This is a genomic window from Nonomuraea thailandensis (assembly GCF_024172165.1).
Lineage (GTDB): Bacteria > Actinomycetota > Actinomycetes > Streptosporangiales > Streptosporangiaceae > Nonomuraea > Nonomuraea thailandensis.
Genome location: NZ_JAMZEB010000002.1, coordinates 9,886,654 through 9,906,147, shown reverse-complemented (window position 1 = coordinate 9,906,147; position 19,494 = coordinate 9,886,654). Strand labels below are relative to the sequence as shown.

The following is a 19,494-nucleotide window of genomic DNA, read 5'->3' as shown; positions in this document are numbered from 1 at the left end:
CGCGGTCACCCCTGCCAGCGGTGGCGGCGGCGCTTGAGGAGCAGGCCGGTGGCCCCGGCGCAGCCGGCCAGCACGACCGACCCGCCGACCAGCCAGCTCGCGTCCCGGCGCCCGGTGCCGTCCGGCCGGCTCACCGCCACGGGCCTGGCCGCCGGCGCGGCGGCCGCGGCGTTGGGGGAGCGCTGGAAGACCACGTCCGAGCAGGAGTAGTAGGTGTCCGCGGTGTCGGAGTTCTGCCAGATCGTGTAGATGAGGTGGCGGCCGGTCCTGGCGGGCAGCCGGCCGATGATCGTGTACGACCCGTCCTCGAGCCGGGGGTCGGTGGCCGTGAGGAACGGCCTGCGTTCGAGGTCGGACCACTTCAGGGGCTCGCCGGGGTCGTATCCCTTCTTGGTGACGTACATCCGGAAGGCGCCCCGGTGCGGGATGGTGCCGCGGTACTTGAAGGCGAAGCGGGCGCCGGGCCGCAGCGTGGTGGCGGGCCAGTCGGCGCGTGCGAGGTCGAGGCCCTGGAAGGCGGGCAGGCCTCCGCTGCACAGCTTGCCGTCGGGGATCACCTGGCGGTCGCGGCCCGCGACGTTCGCGATCCGGAGCTCGTCCCAGGCGCGGGTCAGCGCGCCGCCGCTCGCCCGCACCGCGGCCCGGCAGGCCGCGGAGCGCGCCGCCTGCCTGGGGCCCTCCGCGCCGCAGGCGGCGGCCCGGCTGAGCGGATCCTCCAGCGCGCCGTGCGCGCCGGCGGGCCCCGCGGACACGAGCGCCCACGGCAGCGACACGACGATCACGAATCCCATCCGGTACGACCACATCCGGCAGCCTCCCGCCCTCGTCCCACGAGGAGGTACGGGCTTCCGGCGGCCCGGGTTCAGTTCGAGGCGGCGACCGTCTCGGGCGCGGGTGCGGATCTGGCCCGCGCGCGCCGCTCGGTGGAGACGACCAGGGCGACCCCGATCAGGATCACCAGGCCGCCGAGCACGATCTGCACGGTCACGTGCTCGTTCACGACCAGCACGCCCAGGATGACGGCGACGATCGGGTTGACGTAGGCGTACGTCGAGACCAGCGAGATCGGCGCGTTGCCGAGCAGCCACGTGTACGCGGTGAACCCGACCAGCGAGCCCACCAGCACCAGATAGACCAGCGCCGCCCACGAGCGCCCCGACACGGCCGACACGTCGAACCGCTCCCCGACGGTGGCGCCGACCAGGGCCAGCCCCACGCCACCGGCCAGCATCTCGACGGCGCTGGCCGTCCACACGTTGGGCGGCATCGGGATGCGCGACGACAGGAACGAGCCGATCGACCACGACACCGATCCGAGCAGGATCACCACGATGCCGGTCGTGCCGGCGCTCTCGCCGCCGCCGCCGTTCAGCGACAGGGCGGCCACGCCGCCGAACCCGACCAGCACCCCGACCAGCGTCAGCATCGCGGGCCGGTCCCTGACGGCGAGCCTCAGCAGCACGAGCCAGAGCGGCACCGACGCCACGAGCAGCGCGGCCAGGCCGCTGGAGATGTGCTGCTCGGCCACGGCCACCATGCCGTTGCCGCCGGTCAGCAGCAGCAGCCCGACGAGCGCGGCGCCGCCGGCCTGCTTCAGCGTCATCCTGAAGGGCGCCAGACCCTTGGTGACCAGCAGGAAGCCGGCGAGCAGCAGGGCGGCGCAGACGAACCGGAGCGAGCCGTGGAACAACGGCGGCATGGTCTCGATGGCGATCCTGATGCCGAGGTAGGTGGAGCCCCACACCACGTAGACGATCCCCAGCGCGCTCCAGACCATGAGCGTCCGGCGGCTGTCAGCAGTGTTTGAACTCATGACTCATGAACCTACAGGGAGATCCCGACAAATTGCCTGCGAGTATCAGACTTCGGACTGTGGCGGGATATTAGCGATAGGCGGCTTTCGTGCCACTGGTGGCGGCACGGGCGCGCCGGGCAGGATCGGGCCATGTCGAACTCCGCCGCCATCGCGCACTTCACCGCCCGCCTGACCTTCGAGACCGACGTCGCCGACGTGGCCGCCGACCTTTCCGCCTCGGCCCCTGGCCTGGTCGTGGTCGACTCGCGCAGCCGGGAGAGCTGGGACCAGGGCCACGTCGAGGGCGCCGTGCACCTGCCGCACCGCGAGATCGCCGCCAGGGCGGAGAAGATGATCCCGAAGGACGCGACGGTCGTCACGTACTGCTGGGGCCCCGGCTGCAACGGCGCCACCCGCGCCGCCCTGGAGTTCGCCAAGCTGGGTTACCGGGTCAAGGAGATGCTCGGCGGCTTCGAGTACTGGGCGCGGGAGGGCCTTCCGGTGGAGACCGCCTCGGGGGTCGCCCGCCGCCCGGTGGACGCGCTGACGGCGCCGATCTCCGGCGCCGCCTGTGCCTGTTGACCGGAGCGTGAACGGCGCTCCAGTGCCGCCACAGCGCCGTACAGCCGTCTTTCCGGCCCCGTTATGCCGCAACTCCGCCCGAAACCCGCCAGATCGGTACCACCGGGCGGGCAGGCTGCTCGAAATCGCCTGTTAGGCAAGGGAATCGTTCATCAAGAACGACGCCTCTCGGCGGAGGCCGGCGGGGGAAGGATTTGGTGCCCCCGTCCGAATCCCGTCGATCGGGGGCGTCCGAGAACATACCCCTATCTACACGGGCCAACCAATGAGTTCACAAGAGTCAAGCCACAAGTTCGCGATGCTGACACCTTCCGTCAATGTACGGGGCATGCGAAGGGGCGGGCCCGCGGAGGGCGGACCCGCTCCATGCCGGTCGGCTCAGCGCGGACCGAGCTTCTCCACGATCAGCCGGTAGAGCTGGCGCGGCCTGCCGGGCTGCGGCGTACGGTTCGGCGGAAGCGGCCACGCGAGTCCCTCGTCAACCAACGTGCGCAGCAATCGCCGGGCCGTGCGAGGCGTGACCCCGAGCATCTTTCCCGCACCTTCGGCATCGACCACGGTGTCGCCGCCTTCGAGCTTGGCCGCCAGCCTGGCCAGCACCTCCACCCCCTTCGGCTTCAGTGCGGTGGCCCCGGTGGGCGGCATCCGCGGGGCCGGGATGAGCGCCCGCCCCTCGCGATCGACCGCGAAGCCCTGTGCCTGCTTGCCCGCCTGCGTGCGGGCCAGCGCGGCCCTGGCGTGCGACTCGGCGTCGTGCGTCGTGCGACCCATGCCCACGCCGACCTCGACCGCCAGCCCCAGCTCGTCCCTGATCCTGGCGGCGAACGGCAACACCCTGAACCCGTCGGTCGCCGCCGCGATCGAGCCCCTGGTGGCGGTCACCAGGTAGCTGTGATCGTCGATCGGCCAGACGGTGGCGTTGATCCGGTTCGCCTCCTGGACCAGGAGCCGGTGCAGCGACAGCCGCAGCTCGTCGCGCCAGTAGCGGGGCGCGGCGCGGCGTACGGGCTCGCGCAGCGTCGGCACCTCCACCAGCACCACGGTGAGCTGCGACTCCTCCAGCCGGTGATGCGCGCCGAGCAGCGCCGCCGTGTGCAGCGCCGTGCGCACCGCCGCCGAGGTCGGCCTGATCCTGATGACCGGCACGCCCGCGGTGTGCAGGCGTTCGGCCACCGCGGGCAGGCACGTCAGAGCTCCCGTGGTGGCGCCCTGCCGGGCCAGGCGTTCGTGGTAGGCCGCGATCGTGCCGGTGGCGCCCGGCTCGTCGCGGCTGTGCACGTCCGCCGCGGGGATGCCGAGGTCGGTGTAGGCCTCCTCGACATCGGCCCTGCTGACCACGTCGATGCTGACCCGTTGCGGGTCCATGCGGGTGTCCAGCGCCGCCTTGGCCAGCGCCGCCACCAGTGCTGCTCCACCGAGTTGCACGTACGTCGCGGGCATCGTCAGCACGCCGGATCGCCTGGCCAGGTCATAGGGGACCGGGCTGGCGAACAGACATGCGTCGACACCGGGACCGAGCCGCGTCACCTTGTCGGGCGCCTCCTGTTCGTCGCGGTACGCGGCCGCGACCAGGCGACACGGCAGAGGTGCCGCGGCGTGACCCATCAGCATGACTCGCTCGACCAGGTCGTGGGGTCCGACCACGCCGATGGTGAGGTCCGGTGTCATAGCGCCCGGGCGTGACACTCGGGGAGTTTCTTCGGCCCTCTCGACCAATGTTCGTCCCATCCTGCCGTCCGTTGCAGTGCTCTCTTTTGGAACGATCGCTCGCGGGGGCCGTAATGTCACGCCCGACTTTTCCGGAAAGCCGTTCTGGTTGACCGCCCGACATGATGTTTTAGCAGCTCAACGAGGTATTTCTTGCGTTTTTTAGCGCTCTGAAATCTCTCGTGTAATGTCCGCCCCGAGAGCGCGCATTCGCGCGGCGAGATGCGCGTGACCGCGGTCGATCAGGTATCCCGAGTCGATCAGGGTCTCGCCTTCGGCCGCCAGACCCGCGAGCACCAGCGCGATCCCGGAGCGCAGATCGTGCGCGGTCACCTCGGCGCCCCTGAGCGGCGTGCGCCCGCGCACGACCGCCCGGCTGCCGTCGACCTCGACGTTGGCGCCCATCTTGTTCAGCTCGCCGGCCAGCGCGAACCGGCCGTCGAAGATGCGCTCGTGGATGTAGCTGGTGCCCTCGGCCAGCGCCGCGACGGTCATCATCGGCGACTGCAGGTCGGTGGCGAAGCCCGGGTAGGTGTCGGTGATGATGTTGATCGGGCGCAGCGGGCCGTCGCAACGGACGTGCAGGACGGCACCCTGGCGGTGGAACTCGACGCCCATCTGCTCCAGCTTGTAGCGGACCACCCCGAGGTCGAGACCGGTGCCCACGAGGCTGACCTCGCCGCCGGTGAGCGCGGCGGCCATCGCGAAGACGCCGGCGTCGAGGCGGTCGGGCATCACGGTGTGCTCGACCGCGTGCAGTTCCTCGACGCCCTCGACCGTGATGAAGCCGGTGCCGCCGCCGCTGATGCGCGCGCCCATCTTGGTGAGCATGTCGATGACGTCGAGCACCTCGGGCTCCAGCGCCGCGTTCTCGATCACGGTGGTGCCCCTGGCCAGGGCGGCGGCCATGATGAGGTTCTCCGTGCCGGTGTGCGAGGGGGTGTCGAGGTAGAGCGTCGCCCCGGTCAGGCCCGACGCCTTGACGTGGATGACGGTCTCGCCCTCGTCCACGATCGCGCCCAGCCGCTTGTAGCCGAGGTAGTGGAAGTCGAGGTTGCGGCTGCCGAGGTTGCAGCCGCCGACCCCCTCGACGACCGCCTCGCCGAGGCGGTGCAGCAGCGCGGGGGTGAACAGCACCGAGCCGCGGAACCGCCTGGCGATCTCGGCGGGCAGGACGGGGCTGTTCACCCGGGAGGCGTCGATGACCAGCGTGCGCTCGGACTCGTGCAGCTCGACGTACGCGCCGATCGCCTCGGCCAGCTCGACCGCGCGACGGACGTCTTCGATGATCGGCACGTTGCGCAGGACGGTGCGGCCTTTCGGGGCGAGCAGGGCCGCACCGATCATGGGAAGCACGGCGTTCTTCGCGCCCTGAATGAACGCGGTTCCACGCAGTGCGTTGCCACCGCGCACGCGGTAACGGACCATTCGTGCGGCTCCTTGAATTCAACGGTGAGGGCTCGATCGGGCCAACAGTAGTCGCTAACACCACATGACCCAGCCGAATCATCCGCTAAAGGAAGACCCCGTGACGCGCTCATACGCTTCTAGGTATCGCTGCCTGGTGCGCTCGACCACGTGGTCGGGGAGCCGAGGTGGTGGGTTTCCTGAGGCTTTGTCCCATCCGGATTCGGGCGATAGTAGCCAATCGCGTACATATTGCTTGTCAAAAGAAGGTTGCGACCTTCCCGGCTGCCATTCGTCGGCCGGCCAGAAGCGCGAGGAGTCGGGGGTCAGCACCTCGTCGCCCAGGGTCAGCACACCGTCGGTGTCCCAGCCCAGCTCGATCTTGGTGTCGGCCAGGATGATGCCCCGCTCGCGGGCGATCTCCGCCCCGCGCGTGTAGACGGCCAGCGTGATCCGCCGCAGCTCCGCCGCCAGCTCGGCGCCGACCTCGGCCTCGACCTGCTCGTAGGAGATCGGTTCGTCGTGCTGCCCCATCGGCGCCTTGGTGGACGGCGTGAAGATCGGCTCGGGCAGCCGCGACCCGTCCTCCAGCCCTTCCGGCAGCCGCACGCCGGACACCGTGCCGTCGGCGCGGTACTCGTTCAGCCCGCCCCCGGCCAGGTAGCCCCTGGCCACGCACTCGACCTGGACCATCTTCAGCGGCCTGCACAACACGCTGCGCGGGTCGTCGCCGGGCGCCACCACGTGGTTGGGCACGACGTCCTTGAGCTGGTCGAACCACCACAGGGACATCTGCGTGAGAATGGCCCCCTTGTCGGGGATCGCGGGCTCCAGGATGTAGTCGAAGGCCGACATGCGGTCGGAGGCGACCATCAGCAGCAGGCCCTCGTCGGTCTCGTAGAGGTCGCGTACCTTGCCGGAGTGCAGGTGCTTCATCGGGCGATGTCCGTCCTGTGGAAGGAGCCGCGCATCGTGACGCGGCCGACGAGGTCGTAGGCCGCCTGGCGCGCGCTCTCCTGGTCGGGGCCGTGGCCGACGACGCTGAGCACCCGCCCGCCGTCGGAGACGACGGCGTCGCCGTCCTGCTTCGTGCCGGCGTGCAGCACGTACGCGTTGTCAGCCGGCTCCAGCCCCGTGATCACGTCGCCCTTGACCGGCGACTCCGGATAGTTCTCCGCCGCGATCACCACGGTCACGGCGCAGCCGTCCTTGAACACCGGGTCGAGCCCCAGCTCGCCGGTCGCGGACACCATCAGCAGCCCGCCCAGCGGCGTCTCCAGCCGGTCGAGGATCACCTGCGTCTCCGGGTCGCCGAACCGCGCGTTGAACTCGACGACCTTCGGCCCCTTGGAGGTCAGCGCCAGCCCGACGTAGAGCACCCCCTGGTACGGCAGCCCGCGCCGCGCCAGCTCGGCGATCGTCGGGTGCACGACCTCCCGCATGACCTGCTCGGTCAGCCCGTCGGGCGCCCACGGCAGCGGCGTGTAGGCGCCCATGCCGCCGGTGTTGGGGCCCTCGTCGCCGTCGTAGGCCCGCTTGAAGTCCTGGGCGAGCTGCAGCGGCACCGCCGTGCTCCCGTCGCACAGCGCGAACAGCGACACCTCGGGCCCGTCGAGGTACTCCTCGATCACCACCCGCTCGCACGCCAGCGCGTGCGCGAGCGCCTTGTCCCGGTCGCCGGTGACGACCACGCCCTTGCCCGCGGCCAGCCCGTCGTCCTTGACCACGTACGGGGCCCCGAACTCGTCGAGCGCCGCCGCGGCCTCCTCCTCGGTGGCACACGTCCTGGACCGCGCGGTGGGCACGTCGGCCGCCTTCATGATCTCCTTGGCGAACGCCTTGGAGCCCTCGATCATGGCTGCATCCTTGGACGGCCCGAAGCAGGCGAAGCCGGCCTCGCGCACCGCGTCGCTCACCCCCGCCACGAGCGGCGCCTCGGGCCCGACCACGACGAGGTCGACCCGCAGCCGCCCGGCGAGCTCGGCCACCTGCCCGGGGTCGAGCGGATCGACGGCGTGTACGGTCGCGACCTGCGCGATGCCAGGGTTGCCTGGCGCACAGTGGAGCTCGCTGACCTGGGGATCGAGGCTGAGTGAACGGCACAGGGCGTGCTCACGCCCTCCGGAACCAATGACTAGAACGCGCACGCGCTCCATTGTCGCAGGCCCGCCGCCTGGCGCACGCTCCGGTCGCCTGCACATCAAATGCCGGAATAGGCGAGCAACTTTGTGGAGTTCTACCTGAGCCGAAGCCCTCCAGCCGAGTATCGTCGGTTTGGTTCACCCGCCTGTGGTAACTTAGGGCGGCTTTATGGCGTCTCGTGTGATTGGAGGTGGTCCGGGATGAATCCTGGTGATCCCAGCAGTACGTGCTCCCACACGTACGGCTCGCGTACCCCCGACCACTCCAATCCGGCAGCCTGATCGTGCCTCCACGCCCTATCCGTGTTGATTGAGGTGACTTCGTCGCGCGTGGAGCGTCCCTGGTCGGGCGGAGAGGGACTGCCATGCGCTCGTCCACCCTTTTCCGTCGCATCAACCGTCACCCTGTGCCGTCGCGCGTCCCGCACGTGCTGCCCAAGCCCGTGCAAGAGGTCTGCGTGCCACCGGTCGACTCGCTAGTCGAGTTCGGCGCCTACATCCAGGGCAAGAAGGTCAAGGCCCCTGGCATCGTCGAGGCGCTCGGCCTCGTACGCGCGCACAACGAGAGCAACGACGGCGCCCGCGCGTTCGTCTGGGTGGGCCTGCACGAGCCGGCCGCGCCCGAGGTGGAGTGGCTGTCCGAGGTCTTCGGCCTGCACCCGCTGGCCGTCGAGGACGCCGTCAAGGCCCACCAGCGTCCCAAGGTCGAGCGGTACGGCGAGTCGCTGTTCATGGTGCTCAAGACCATCGCCTACCTCGACCACGACGAGCTGACCGCCACCAGCGAGATCATCGCCACCGGCGAGATCATGGTGTTCCTCGGCCCTGACTTCGTGGTGACGGTGCGCCACGGCAAGCACTGCTCGCTCGCCGGTGTCCGCGAGCGCCTCGAGGACAAGCCGAAGCTGATGAACCGCGGCCCGGCGGGCGTCCTGCACGCCATCTCCGACCATGTCGTCGACCAGTACCTGCAGGTGGCCGACCTCATGCAGCTGGAGCTGGAAGAGGTGGAGGCGACCGTGTTCGCCGACGTCAGCTCCCGCGACATCAACCGGATCTACCAGCTCAAGCGCGAGATGCTGGAGATGAAGCGGGCCATAACGCCGCTGCAGTCGCCCATGGCCGCGCTGCCGCAGCGCCGCGTCATCCCCTCGGAGATGCGCGACTACTTCCGCGACGTCGGTGACCACCTGTCACGCGTGTGTGAGCAGGTCGAGTCCTCCAACGAGCTGTGCAGCTCGATCCTGCAGGCCGCGCTCGCCCGCTCGAACGCCCTCGCCAACGAGGACATGCGGAAGATCTCGTCCTGGGTGGCCATCCTGGCCGTGCCCACCATGATCGCCGGGATCTACGGGATGAACTTCGACTTCATGCCGGAGACCAAGGCCGTCTGGGGGTATCCGGCGGTGCTGGCCGTGATGGTCACGGTCTGCGTGCTGCTGCACCGCGGCTTCCGCCGCAACGGCTGGCTCTAGACGCCCACGGGCCTGAGCGGGGCGACCGGGTCGGGCAGCGCCAGGCCCCGCTCCCGCCACAGCTCCCGCATCCGGTCGGGGTAGTCGGTGACGATGCCGGCCACCCCGAGGTCCAGCATCCTGGCGCCGAGGGCCTGGTCGTTGACGGTCCAGACGGCCACGTCGAGCCCGGCGGCCGCAGCCTGCGCCATCAGCGCCTCGTCCACCATGACGTGCTCGGGCGAGAGCGTGGTGGCGCCGGCGTCACGCGCGGCGGCCGGCACGTCGCCGCCGTGGACGGTGCCCTCGTTCCAGTGCAGGGTGTCCAGCTCGATCAGCGCGAAGCGCCGCGTGCCAGGGGCGATCTTGGCGGCGTGCGCGATGACGCGCCAGTCGAAGCTGAGGATGGCGCAGTTGCCGAGCCTGCCGTGCCGGTCGAGCTCCTCGATCACCATCTCGGTGAACAGCTCGGGGTCGGCCGTCAGCTCCGGCCGCGTCGGGTCGGACTTGAGCTCGACGTGCATCCGCACGCCCTCGGCGTCGTAGGCGCCCGCCAGGCCGAGCACCGCGCCGAGGGTCGGCATGCGGGTCTCGGGCATGGCGACCTGCGTCAGCGCGAACGGGTCGTCGGGGTGCCGCGGCAGCCGCACGCCCACGTCGAGCGTGCGGAGCTGGGCCAGGGTGAGCGCGTTGATCGGCCTGCCCACGTACGGGTAGAGCGGATCGCCGGCGTGCAGCGGCCGCCGGTCGGCGCTGGTGACCGCGGAGACCGTGAGGTCGTGCGTGAGCACGAGGCGCCGGTCTGCGGTGAGCGCGACGTCGAACTCGAGCGCATGCACGCCCAGCTCCATCGTGCGGCTCATCCCGGGCAGGGTGTTCTCCGGCCAGAGGCCGCGAGCCCCCCGGTGACCATGAATCTCAACGCGCACAACCGGGACCCTACCTGGCACGGGGCATGTCACGGCGGTGCCACGCCGTGTCCTTTTTATCCTGCTACGCCCGGTCGTGGCGTTCCGGCCAGACAATAGGCTGTTCTCTATGACGGAGGTCCTCAAAGGTGCCCATTTCCCGACAGTTCGGGCATGGGTGGAGGGGTGGGTCATCTCCCGCAATGCCCCCAGTCCCGTACGCGAGCCCTGGGGACTGCGCGTGGACGTCGGACTGCCCGGCCACGTGGCCAGGCACATCGTGGCCGCCCCGACCCCCGAGACGCTCCGCCGTCTCACGGCCACGATCTCCGCTCCCGGCACCTGGCTCAAGCTCTGCGCCCCCGCCGAGGCCGTCGCCCCGCTGCTGACCCCGGGCTGGGCCGTCCAGGAGCCGGAGTTCATGATGACGGCCCCGCTGCCGCGCCACCCCGCCCCGCCGGCCCCGGCCGGCTACCACCTGGCCGTCACCACCAGGGCGGGCGTCACGGCGGCCCGCCTGCTGACGGGGGCGGGAGAGGTCGCCGCGCGCGGCCAGTTCGCGGTCGCGGGCACGACCGCCGTCGTGGACCAGGTCGAGACGGCCGAGGGCCACCGACGCCGCGGGCTGGGCTCGGTCGTCATGCGGACGATCGCCGCCACGGCCGCCTCGATGGGCGCCCGCACGGGCGTCCTGGTCGCCACCGCCCAGGGCCAGGCGCTGTACTCGACCCTCGGCTGGACCCTGCACACACCCGTGACGGCGGCCGTCCTCACGGCAGCCGGAAAGTGATCCCGAAGGCGCCCCGGGGGTCGTGGACGGCCTTGAGCGCGGTCAGGCGCTCCAGGTCGGCCGGGTCGTAGGCGCTGCGCACCTGCTCGGGCCCCGCGTCCCGCCCGTGCCCCATGAGGCTGAGCAGGCGGCCCACGCTCCACGGGGCGAGCGCCCCCACCAGCTCCTTCGCCCTGGGCTCCGCGCCCAGGTGCAGCTCGACCAGCAGGTAACGCGCGTCGCGGTGCCCGACGGCGCCGCCCGAGGCCCGCGCGGAGATGGTCAGGGCGGCCGCCGAGATCTCCGCGCGGTACACGTGAGGCGTCAGACCAGCGAGCGCACCACGATCGTCTGGTCGCGGCCGGGGCCCACGCCGATGGCGGAGATCGGCGCGCCGCTCATCTCCTCCAGCGTGCGCACGTACGCCTGCGCGTTCGGCGGCAGGTCCTCGAACGACTTGGCGCTGGAGATGTCCTCCTGCCAGCCGGGGAACTCCTCGTAGATCGGCTTGGCGTGGTGGAAGTCGGTCTGGGTCATGGGGATCTCGTCGTGCCGCACGCCATCCACCTCGTACGCCACGCACACCGGGATCCGCTCCAGGCCCGACAGCACGTCCAGCTTGGTCAGGAAGTAGTCGGTGACGCCGTTGATGCGGGTGGCGTACCGGGCGATCACCGCGTCGAACCAGCCGCAGCGGCGGTTGCGGCCCGTCGTGACGCCGTACTCGCCGCCGGTCGTGCGCAGCCAGTCGCCCATGTCGTCGGTCAGCTCGGTCGGGAACGGACCCGAGCCGACGCGGGTGGTGTACGCCTTCAGAATACCGATGATCTTCGTGAGCCGGTTCGGCGGGATGCCGGCGCCCGCGCACGCGCCGCCCGACGTCGGAGAGGACGACGTGACGAACGGGTACGTGCCGTGGTCGATGTCGAGCAGCGTGCCCTGACCACCCTCCAGCAGCACGAACTTGCCCTCGTCCAGCGCCTTCGACAGCACCAGCGAGGTGTCCGCGATGTGCGGCTTGAGCCGCTCGGCGTAGGCGAGGTACTCCTCCAGCACCTGCGCCGGGTCGATGCCGCGCCGGTTGTAGACCTTGGTCAGCAGCTGGTTCTTCTCGGTCAGCGCGACCTCGATCTTCTTGGCCAGGATCCCCGGATCGAGCAGGTCCTGCACGCGCACGCCCATGCGGTAGATCTTGTCGCCGTACGCCGGCCCGATGCCGCGCCCGGTCGTGCCGATCTTCGCCTTGCCCAGGTAGCGCTCGGTGACCTTGTCGAGCGCCTTGTGGTGCGGCATGATCAGGTGCGCGTTCGCGCTGATCAGCAGCCGCTCGGCGGAGATGCCCCGCTGGGCCAGCCCGTCGATCTCGCTGAGCAGCACGCCGGGGTCGATCACTACGCCGTTGCCGATGACCGGCACCACCTCCGGCGACAGGATCCCCGTGGGGAGCAGGTGCAGTGCGTACTTCTGGTCACCGATGACCACGGTGTGGCCCGCGTTGTTGCCCCCCTGATAGCGGACGACGTAGTCGACGTCGCCACCGAGCAGGTCGGTGGCCTTGCCCTTGCCCTCATCGCCCCACTGGGCACCAACGAGAACGGCAGCCGGCATGGTTCAGTCTCCCGAGCACAAAACGAAACCCCTGGCGCAAGCGCGACAGGGGCTCTTGCGTAGAGAGACTACCCGAACGTGCCTATTCGTCCCAAGGGCTAGCCCTTGGTCAGCGCGTCGTGCCCGCTCTCGGTGCTGTCCTTGAGGAACTGCAGGCACCGCTCCGCCTCGTCCTTCTCGCCGATCGCCTGCGCCGCCCTGGACAGGGCGTACAGGCAGCGCAGGAACCCCCGGTTCGGCTCGTGCTCCCACGGGATGGGGCCGTGCCCCTTCCAGCCGCTGCGGCGGAGCGCGTCGAGCCCGCGGTGATAACCGGTGCGGGCGAAGGCGTAGGAGGTCACGGCGTGCCCCTGGGCGAAGTACTCCTCCGCGAGAGCGGCCCAGGCCCCCGGGTAGGCGGGGAAGCGGGCGGCCACGTCGGAGGCCTTGACGCCCGACTCCAGCGCCTCCCTGGCCTCGGGCAGGTCCGGCAGGTGAGTCGGGGGCGGCCCGGCGAGAAGGTTATCCATAGGACAAGTCATACCCGCCGGGCCGCTGAACTGGCTAGGAGATCTTCGTCCCAGCGCTCTTCAGGCTCTGGCACGCCTCCACCACGCGGGCGGCCATGCCGGCCTCGGCCGCCTTGCCGTACGAGCGGGGGTCGTAGGTCTTCTTGTTGCCGACGTCGCCGTCGACCTTCAGCACGCCGTCGTAGTTCTTGAACATGTGCTCCGCGATCGGGCGGGTGAAGGCGTACTGCGTGTCGGTGTCGACGTTCATCTTGACGACGCCGTACGAGATGGCCTCGTGGATCTCCTCCAGCAACGAGCCGGAGCCGCCGTGGAAGACCAGGTCGAACGGCTTGTCCTTGCCGTACTTGGCGCCCACCGCGTCCTGGATCTCCTTCAGCACGCTCGGCCGCAGCTTGACGTGACCCGGCTTGTAGACGCCGTGCACGTTGCCGAACGTGGCGGCCAGCATGTAGCGGCCCCTGTCGCCGATGCCCACGGCCTCCGCCGTGGCCAGCGCGTCCTCCGCCGTCGTGTAGAGCTTCTCGTTGATCTCGCCGACGACGCCGTCCTCCTCGCCGCCGACGACGCCGATCTCCATCTCCATGATGATCCGCGCCCTGGCGCACTTCTCCAGGAGCTCCTTGGCGATCTCCAGGTTCTCGTCCAGCAGCACGGCGGAGCCGTCCCACATGTGTGACTGGAACAGCGGGTCGAGGCCCCTCGACACCCGCTCCAGGGAGATGTCGATCAACGGCCGCATGAAGCCGTCGAGCTTGTCCTTCGGACAGTGGTCGGTGTGCAGCGCCACCGTGACGGGATACTTGGCCGCCACCACCCTGGCGTACTCCGCCAGCGCCGTCGCGCCCGTGACCATGTCCTTGACCGTCGCTCCTGAGAGGAACTCCGCGCCACCCGTCGAGACCTGCACGATGCCGTCGCTCTCGGCCTCGGCGAAGCCGCGCAGGGCGGCGTTCAGCGTCTGCGAGGACGTCACGTTGATCGCCGGATAGGCGAATCCACCGGCCTTGGCCCGGTCGAGCATCTCAGCGTAGATCTCCGGAGTCGCAATAGGCATGATTCATCTCCCTGAGAAGTTGCGGCTGCGCCAGGGCCAGTATTCCGGCTCCCTACCCGCTGGGGTAGACACAACGCGTCCTTGTTGGTCATGTCCTCCACCCCCGCTACAGGTAGGCTCCTCGTCGTGGACTGGCTTCTGAATCTCCTCGACCCCACCTGGTGGCTGACGATTTTGGGCGCGTTCGCCACCGTCGGCGTTCTCGCGATCATCTTCGCCGAGACGGGTCTGCTGCTGGGCTTCTTCCTGCCCGGCGACTCGCTGCTGGTGGCGGCGGGGATTTTCAGCTCGGCGTCGGTGGCCACGGGAATGGGCATCGAGCCCCTCTCCTTCCCCCTCCTGCTGATCGGCACGCCTCTGTGCGCCATCGCCGGCGCGCAACTCGGGCATTTCCTCGGGGCGCGATTCGGCCGCAAACTCTTCGACAAACCGGATTCGCGGTTGTTCAAGCGGGATCACGTGCTGCGGGCCGAGGTGTTCTTCGAGAAGTTCGGTCCCGCCAAGGCGGTGATTCTGGCCAGATTCGTGCCAATCGTGCGCACGTTCATGAATCCCGTCGCGGGCGTGCTGGAGATGACCCCCAAGCGCTTCTTCCTGTGGAACGTCGTCGGCGGCATCGTCTGGGTCGAGGGTCTCATCCTGCTCGGCCACTTCCTCGGCGGCCAGGTCGACCCCAAGCAGATCGACCGCTACATCCTGCCCGGCGTCTTCCTGATCGTCTTCATCTCCCTGATCCCGATCATCGTCGAGGCCGTCAAGCACCGCCGCGCCGCCAAGGCGCTCCAGGTCCCCAGCGGCAAGCACCACCGCGTCCCCTCCAGCTTCGACGGCCAGGTCTGACGTCCCTCCTGGGCGGATCACCGCGAGGTACGCTGCCCCTTGTGGGACGCCACAGGTCAGATCCGATGGGCCTCGCCCGATTAGCGCTCGCCGTCCTGGCGGTGGGAGCCGTCGTGACGCTCCTGGTCGTCGGCGGTCGCGCGCTCCTCGACCTCCTGGACGCGCCGCCTCCCGACCGCGAGCCCGCCGCCGCCCCTGCCTCCGGCACGGCCACCGGCCCGGCCTCCGCCGCGCAGGTCCCCACCGTGCGCATCGAGTGCGTCGCCGAGACCTGCCCCCTCGTCACGGTCCGCGTACCGGGGGGTGACGTGCTGCAGCACCGGGAGATGAGCCGGGGGGAGGAGGTTCGCTACTTCGAGCCCGAGCTCGACGTCGTCCTCAGCGACGCGGGCACGGTCCGCGTCACGGAGAACGGCGCTCCGCGCGCCCAGGGCAGGGCGGGCGCCCGCGAAGCCTTCACCGTCCGCGCCGACTGACCCCGTTGCGGGTGCCGCCCACCACCGTCGCGGGCCGCGCGACCGCCACCCGCCGTGCCCGCGCGACGCAGTCCCGCGTGCCCGCCCATCACTCGCCTGTGTGCCGTCCGGCATGCGCGAGTGCGCTGCGTGCCGGTGCGCCGTGCGCGAATGCGCCGGTCCACGCACGCCGCACCCCGGCCCCCGCCCGTGACGGCGCCGGGTCGGCTAGACGGTGTGCGGTGGTGTTCGGCGCAACACGTGCGGCGCCCAGGGCGGACGGCGCCCAACGCGTGCGGTGCCCAGGGCAGGAGGCGCCCAACGTGTGCGGAGCTCAGGCGGGAGGCGTCCAGGGCAGGCGGGGTTCAGAGGCCGAGGTCCTCCAGGGTGAAGGCCGTCCGATACTCCAGCCCCTCACCCTCGACCCGCTCCCGAGCCCCCCGATCGACGATCGTCGCCACGGCCACCACCTCGGCCCCCGCCTCCCGCAACGCCTCCACGGCGGTCAGCGGCGAGCCACCGGTGGTGGAGGTGTCCTCAACGGCGAGCACCCGCCGCCCCTTCACCTCGGGCCCTTCGATGCGCCGCTGCATCCCGTGCGCCTTCTGCGCCTTGCGCACCACGAACGCGTCCAGCGCCCGCCCCCGGGCCGCCGCCGCGTGCAGCATCGCGACCGCGACGGGGTCGGCCCCCATCGTGAGCCCGCCGACCGCCTCGTAGTCGAGGTCGGCCGTGAGATCGAGCATCACGCTGCCCACGAGGGGCGCGGCCACGCCGTCGAGGGTGATGCGACGCAGGTCGAGGTAGAAGTCCGCCTCCTTGCCTGAGGAGAGCGTGACCTTGCCGTGGACGATGGCCTTGCTCTTGATCTCGGCCAGCAGGTTGTCGCGATCAGTCATGCGTCCAAGCTTAGGACCAGCCGCCGCGGCGGCCTCTGCCCGTCACGAGCTCATGCTCCTGATCAGCGCCAGAGCCTGCCCGTACGCCTTCGGCAACGGCCGCACCCGTACCCGGGGCCGGTGCCCGTACAGGATCTCGGAGTCGCGCAGCCGCGCGACCTTCCCGCGCAGTTCCCCGTCCATCCGCGTCACGGCCCCGACCCGCACGGGCCCGAGCAGCGCCAGCGTCTCGTCGCCAGGGAACGCCCGCCGCAGCGCGGTGGCCAGGTTGAGTGCCGCGGCGAGCCGTTCGGCCAGTTCCGCGGGCGGCGCCGACGGCTCGGCGGCCACCAGGCACGTCCCCCTGGCCGTGCCGCGGTAGAGCTGCGCCAGCCTGGTCCGCAGGTACGCCGCCGTGACCAGCCCCGTCAGCGGGTCCTCGCAGTGCAGCTCCCCGAGCGGCGCGAAGCTGTGCTCGGCCCACCCGGCCGCGAACGAGCGCAGCGCGGCGAACGGCGGCCCGCCCGCCCCGGTGACGGCGAACAGGGCGGCGAGGTCGTTCATGCCCTCGGCGACGCCGACCCCGGCCGCCGCCCGTGCCGAGCCGAGTGCCCAGCACGCCTGTGACAGGTCGCAGGCGCCGCACACCGCCTTGACCACGGCCTCCACCTCGGGCGTCCACCAGTCCTCCGCGAGCGCCCAGCCGGCCGCCATGCTCCTGCGACGCCAGCGTGACAGCACGTCCGCCTCCATTCGTCCCCCTCCGTGGGATCTCCCCGGGAGTAAAGACGCGGGCGCGGTTTAGTCATGACGGGGAATGCGGAATGATTGCGCGGGGCAACCCCGCGTAATCGTGAGGTCACTATGGGTGTCGAATCGCCGCAAAGCGATGCAGATCTGCTTCAGGCGGTCAGGGAGGGCAACGCCGCCGCGTACGGGGAGCTCTACGAGCGCCACGTCGCCGCGGCGCGCGCGCTGGCCCGGCAGCTCGTCAGGGGCGCCGAGGTCGAGGATGTCGTGGCGGAGTCGTTCACGAAGATCCTCGACCTGGTGGGCAGGGGCGGCGGGCCCGACTCCGGCTTCCGCACCTACCTGCTCACGGTGGTGCGGCGCACGGTCTACGACCGCTCCAAGGTCGAGAGCCGCCAGGTGACCACCGGCGAGATCGAGCTGTACGACCCGGGGGTGCCCTTCGTCGACCCCGCGCTCGTCGGGCTGGAGAAGTCGTTGATCGCCAGGGCGTACCTGTCGCTGCCCGAGCGCTGGCGGGCGGTGCTGTGGCACACCGAGGTCGAGCGGGCCAAGCCGGCCGACGTGGCGCCGCTGCTCGGCCTGTCGGCCAACGGCGTGGCCGCGCTGGCCTACCGGGCCAGAGAGGGGCTGCGGCAGGCGTACCTGCAGATGCACCTGGGCTCCCCGCCGCAGCACGACTGCCGGCCCGTGCTGGGCAAGCTGGGCGCGTACGTGCGGGGCGGGCTGGCCAGGCGCGACTCCAAGGCGGTCGACGAGCACGTCAGCGCGTGCGAGGAGTGCCACGGGGTGCTCCTGGAGCTGACCGACGTCAACCGCGGGCTGCGCGTCATGGTGGGGCCGCTGATCGCCGGGCCGCTGTTCGGCGGGTACGCGGCGGCGCTGGCCAAGCCGGGCGTCGTGGGCGCGGGCGGCGCGCTGCGGATGCTGGGCCGGCTGCGCAGGGTGCCGAAGCAGCAGCAGGTGGCGATGGCCGGCGGCACGGTGGCGGTGACGGCGGCCGTGCTCGCCTCGCTGCTGCTGGTCGCCGACGAGAAGCCGATCGTACGTCCGCCCGCGATCACGCCGGTCGCCCAGCCGCCGGTGTCGGTGGCGCCGGTCCCCGTCCCGATGCCGCTGCCGACCGAGCGGCCCGCCCAGGTGCCGCCGCCGGTCAAGAAGGACAAGCCGGGCAAGGCGCGGCTGCGGGCCACGATCGACGCGCTCGGCTCCCTCGTCCGCGCCCAGCCCGGCATCGTCGGCATCCGCCTGCGCAACTACGGCGAGAGCGCCAGCGAGAAGCTGGCGGCCCAGGTCGACCTGCCCGACGGCGTCACCCTCGTCCCTCCCGCGCGGCACGGCCACAGCGCCGCGCGGCTCGGCCCTGTCGGCACGGTGGACGGCTGGGTCTGCCGCCCGGTCAGCGGCGGCGCCCGGTGCGCCAGGCAGGCGCTGCAGGCCGGGCAGGGCACGGCGGTGTTCCTGCGGGTGCTGGTGGCCGACGAGGCGCCACAGGGCGCGGGGCCCGCCGTCCGCATCGCCGCCGGCTCGCTGCGGCTGCAGGCGCGGGCCGAGGAGGGCGTACGGAGTTACGGCGCGCCCGCCAGGTTCGCCACCGACGGGAAGGTGGCGGTCAGGGCGATCGGCAACACGCTGCTGAGCTGCCCGGCCGAGCGCGCGGGCTGCTCGGAGACCCGGCGCAGGCAGGGCACGCAGCGCGACAACGACCTGTGGCCGATGACCCCGCTCGACCAGGACGAGCGGCCCGACACGACGTCCTCCAGCGGGGCTGAGCTGTCCCTGCCGAAGGGCAGTCAGGTCGTCTGGGCGGGCCTCTACTGGTCGGCGGCCGACGACGAGGCGGGGCCCATCAGGATCAGGCCGCCGGGGCGGCGCAAGTACCTCACGGTCCAGCCCGGCGAGGTGACGATGCGCGAGCTGCCGCTGGGCCCCGTCTACCAGGCGTTCGCCGACGTGAGCGGGCTGGTCGGCGACGTGCGCAGGAACGGCACCTGGTGGGCGGCCGACATCCCGATGAAGGCGGGCGTCTCGCGCCATGCCGGATGGAGCCTGGTGCTGATCGTCACCGATCCGGCGGAGCCGTACAGCCAGGCCGTGGTGCTCGACTCGGCCACCGTGGTCGGCGGCCAGGCGCGGCGGGTGCGGGTGCCGCTGGGCGGGCTCAGCCCGGCCGCCTCCCCCGCCAGGGTCGAGCTGGTCACCTGGGAGGGCGACGCCGATCTCAAGGGCGACAAGGTCTCGCTCGGCTCCGGCGCCCTGGCCTCGGGCGGCGGCGACCGGGATCCGGCCAACGTCTTCGACGGGTCCTCGAACGGCGTGGCGGGGATGACGTTCGGCACGGACGTCGATACGGTCAGCGCTGAACTCGGGGTGGATCCCGGGCTGACGATCGTCACGGACAAGGACGTGGTCCTGTTCGGAGTGGCCGCGCTGAGCGTGCGGGCTCGATCGTGACCGTGAACGGGACAAACTGGTACGGTCTGCCTAAGTGGCCTGGCGCTACGGCGAGCCGGGTTCGAATCGTCGGGATTAACCCTCGCGCGATCACCTGCTTTCATTACCCTGAGAGAGGGCCGCCGAGTCCGGTCTCTGACGGTGCAGAGCCAGCAAGGTCGGACCACCAGGAAAGGGGCG

At 71.0% G+C, this 19,494-nt stretch carries 19 protein-coding genes; 6 read left to right on the top strand and 13 right to left on the bottom strand.

Annotation, left to right across the window (positions count from 1 at the left end; genetic code table 11):
* Positions 1 to 5: 5 nt before the first annotated feature.
* Together HD597_RS49610 and HD597_RS49605 are read right to left on the bottom strand one after the other, a co-directional pair.
* Positions 6 to 791: a lytic polysaccharide monooxygenase auxiliary activity family 9 protein gene (locus HD597_RS49610; RefSeq protein WP_253754209.1), complete on the bottom strand. Its 786-nt coding sequence runs from the start codon at positions 789 to 791 to the stop codon at positions 6 to 8.
* A 71-nt stretch (positions 792 to 862) separates the two neighbouring features.
* The gene (locus tag HD597_RS49605; protein WP_253754207.1) at positions 863 to 1,813 is read right to left on the bottom strand and encodes an EamA family transporter; all 951 of its coding nucleotides are present in this window, start codon (positions 1,811 to 1,813) and stop codon (positions 863 to 865) included.
* Positions 1,814 to 1,945: 132 nt separating this feature from the next.
* Between HD597_RS49605 and HD597_RS49600 the strand changes: the two genes are divergently transcribed.
* On the top strand, positions 1,946 to 2,377 hold the full coding sequence (locus HD597_RS49600) for a rhodanese-like domain-containing protein (protein ID WP_253754205.1): 432 nt from the start codon (positions 1,946 to 1,948) through the stop codon (positions 2,375 to 2,377).
* 378 nt (positions 2,378 to 2,755) lie between these two features.
* On the opposite strand, the gene HD597_RS49595 is transcribed toward HD597_RS49600, so the two are convergent.
* From HD597_RS49595 to purD, 4 genes are all read right to left on the bottom strand, one after another.
* Complete coding sequence (locus tag HD597_RS49595; RefSeq protein WP_148438240.1) at positions 2,756 to 4,045, bottom strand: GTP cyclohydrolase IIa; 1,290 nt, start codon at positions 4,043 to 4,045, stop codon at positions 2,756 to 2,758.
* A 201-nt stretch (positions 4,046 to 4,246) separates the two neighbouring features.
* Positions 4,247 to 5,512: a UDP-N-acetylglucosamine 1-carboxyvinyltransferase gene (murA, locus tag HD597_RS49590; RefSeq protein WP_253754203.1), complete on the bottom strand. Its 1,266-nt coding sequence runs from the start codon at positions 5,510 to 5,512 to the stop codon at positions 4,247 to 4,249.
* Between the two features lie 78 nt (positions 5,513 to 5,590).
* The gene (locus HD597_RS49585; RefSeq protein ID WP_253754201.1) at positions 5,591 to 6,427 is read right to left on the bottom strand and encodes a phosphoribosylaminoimidazolesuccinocarboxamide synthase; all 837 of its coding nucleotides are present in this window, start codon (positions 6,425 to 6,427) and stop codon (positions 5,591 to 5,593) included.
* On the bottom strand, positions 6,424 to 7,638 hold the full coding sequence (gene purD / locus HD597_RS49580; protein WP_253754188.1) for a phosphoribosylamine--glycine ligase: 1,215 nt from the start codon (positions 7,636 to 7,638) through the stop codon (positions 6,424 to 6,426). The genes HD597_RS49585 and purD overlap by 4 nt, the downstream gene beginning before the upstream one ends.
* A gap of 401 nt (positions 7,639 to 8,039) precedes the next feature.
* Between purD and corA the strand changes: the two genes are divergently transcribed.
* On the top strand, positions 8,040 to 9,107 hold the full coding sequence (corA, locus tag HD597_RS49575; RefSeq protein ID WP_253754186.1) for a magnesium/cobalt transporter CorA: 1,068 nt from the start codon (positions 8,040 to 8,042) through the stop codon (positions 9,105 to 9,107).
* Here corA and HD597_RS49570 read toward each other — a convergent pair.
* Entirely contained in the window at positions 9,104 to 10,015 is a 912-nt protein-coding gene (locus HD597_RS49570) for a glycerophosphodiester phosphodiesterase family protein (protein WP_308210856.1), read from the bottom strand. The genes corA and HD597_RS49570 overlap by 4 nt on opposite strands.
* A gap of 220 nt (positions 10,016 to 10,235) precedes the next feature.
* Between HD597_RS49570 and HD597_RS49565 the strand changes: the two genes are divergently transcribed.
* The gene (locus HD597_RS49565) at positions 10,236 to 10,784 is read left to right on the top strand and encodes a GNAT family N-acetyltransferase (RefSeq protein WP_253754182.1); all 549 of its coding nucleotides are present in this window, start codon (positions 10,236 to 10,238) and stop codon (positions 10,782 to 10,784) included.
* Here HD597_RS49565 and HD597_RS49560 read toward each other — a convergent pair.
* From HD597_RS49560 to fbaA, 4 genes are all read right to left on the bottom strand, one after another.
* Positions 10,765 to 11,079: a hypothetical protein gene (locus tag HD597_RS49560; RefSeq protein WP_253754180.1), complete on the bottom strand. Its 315-nt coding sequence runs from the start codon at positions 11,077 to 11,079 to the stop codon at positions 10,765 to 10,767. The two genes, HD597_RS49565 and HD597_RS49560, sit on opposite strands and share 20 nt — an antisense overlap.
* Positions 11,080 to 11,087: 8 nt before the next feature.
* Complete coding sequence (locus HD597_RS49555) at positions 11,088 to 12,371, bottom strand: adenylosuccinate synthase (RefSeq protein ID WP_253754177.1); 1,284 nt, start codon at positions 12,369 to 12,371, stop codon at positions 11,088 to 11,090.
* Between the two features lie 98 nt (positions 12,372 to 12,469).
* Entirely contained in the window at positions 12,470 to 12,880 is a 411-nt protein-coding gene (locus HD597_RS49550) for a DUF3151 domain-containing protein (protein ID WP_253754175.1), read from the bottom strand.
* 34 nt (positions 12,881 to 12,914) lie between these two features.
* Complete coding sequence (gene fbaA / locus HD597_RS49545; RefSeq protein ID WP_253754173.1) at positions 12,915 to 13,937, bottom strand: class II fructose-bisphosphate aldolase; 1,023 nt, start codon at positions 13,935 to 13,937, stop codon at positions 12,915 to 12,917.
* A 126-nt stretch (positions 13,938 to 14,063) separates the two neighbouring features.
* Here fbaA and HD597_RS49540 point away from each other — a divergent pair, with 126 nt between their 5' ends.
* Together HD597_RS49540 and HD597_RS49535 are read left to right on the top strand one after the other, a co-directional pair.
* Positions 14,064 to 14,777: a DedA family protein gene (locus HD597_RS49540; RefSeq protein ID WP_253754172.1), complete on the top strand. Its 714-nt coding sequence runs from the start codon at positions 14,064 to 14,066 to the stop codon at positions 14,775 to 14,777.
* Positions 14,778 to 14,818: 41 nt separating this feature from the next.
* A complete protein-coding gene (locus HD597_RS49535; protein WP_253754169.1) occupies positions 14,819 to 15,253 on the top strand; it encodes a hypothetical protein in 435 nt (144 codons plus the stop codon).
* Positions 15,254 to 15,597: 344 nt separating this feature from the next.
* Here the strand turns inward: HD597_RS49535 and pyrE are convergent, their stop codons facing one another.
* A complete protein-coding gene (gene pyrE / locus HD597_RS49530; protein ID WP_253754167.1) occupies positions 15,598 to 16,131 on the bottom strand; it encodes an orotate phosphoribosyltransferase in 534 nt (177 codons plus the stop codon).
* Positions 16,132 to 16,173: 42 nt separating this feature from the next.
* Positions 16,174 to 16,863, bottom strand: a complete 690-nt coding sequence (locus HD597_RS49525) for a hypothetical protein (protein WP_253754165.1) — start codon at positions 16,861 to 16,863, stop codon at positions 16,174 to 16,176.
* A gap of 111 nt (positions 16,864 to 16,974) precedes the next feature.
* On the opposite strand from HD597_RS49525, the gene HD597_RS49520 reads away from it, so the two are divergent.
* Complete coding sequence (locus HD597_RS49520; protein ID WP_253754163.1) at positions 16,975 to 19,314, top strand: sigma-70 family RNA polymerase sigma factor; 2,340 nt, start codon at positions 16,975 to 16,977, stop codon at positions 19,312 to 19,314.
* Positions 19,315 to 19,494: the final 180 nt, after the last annotated feature.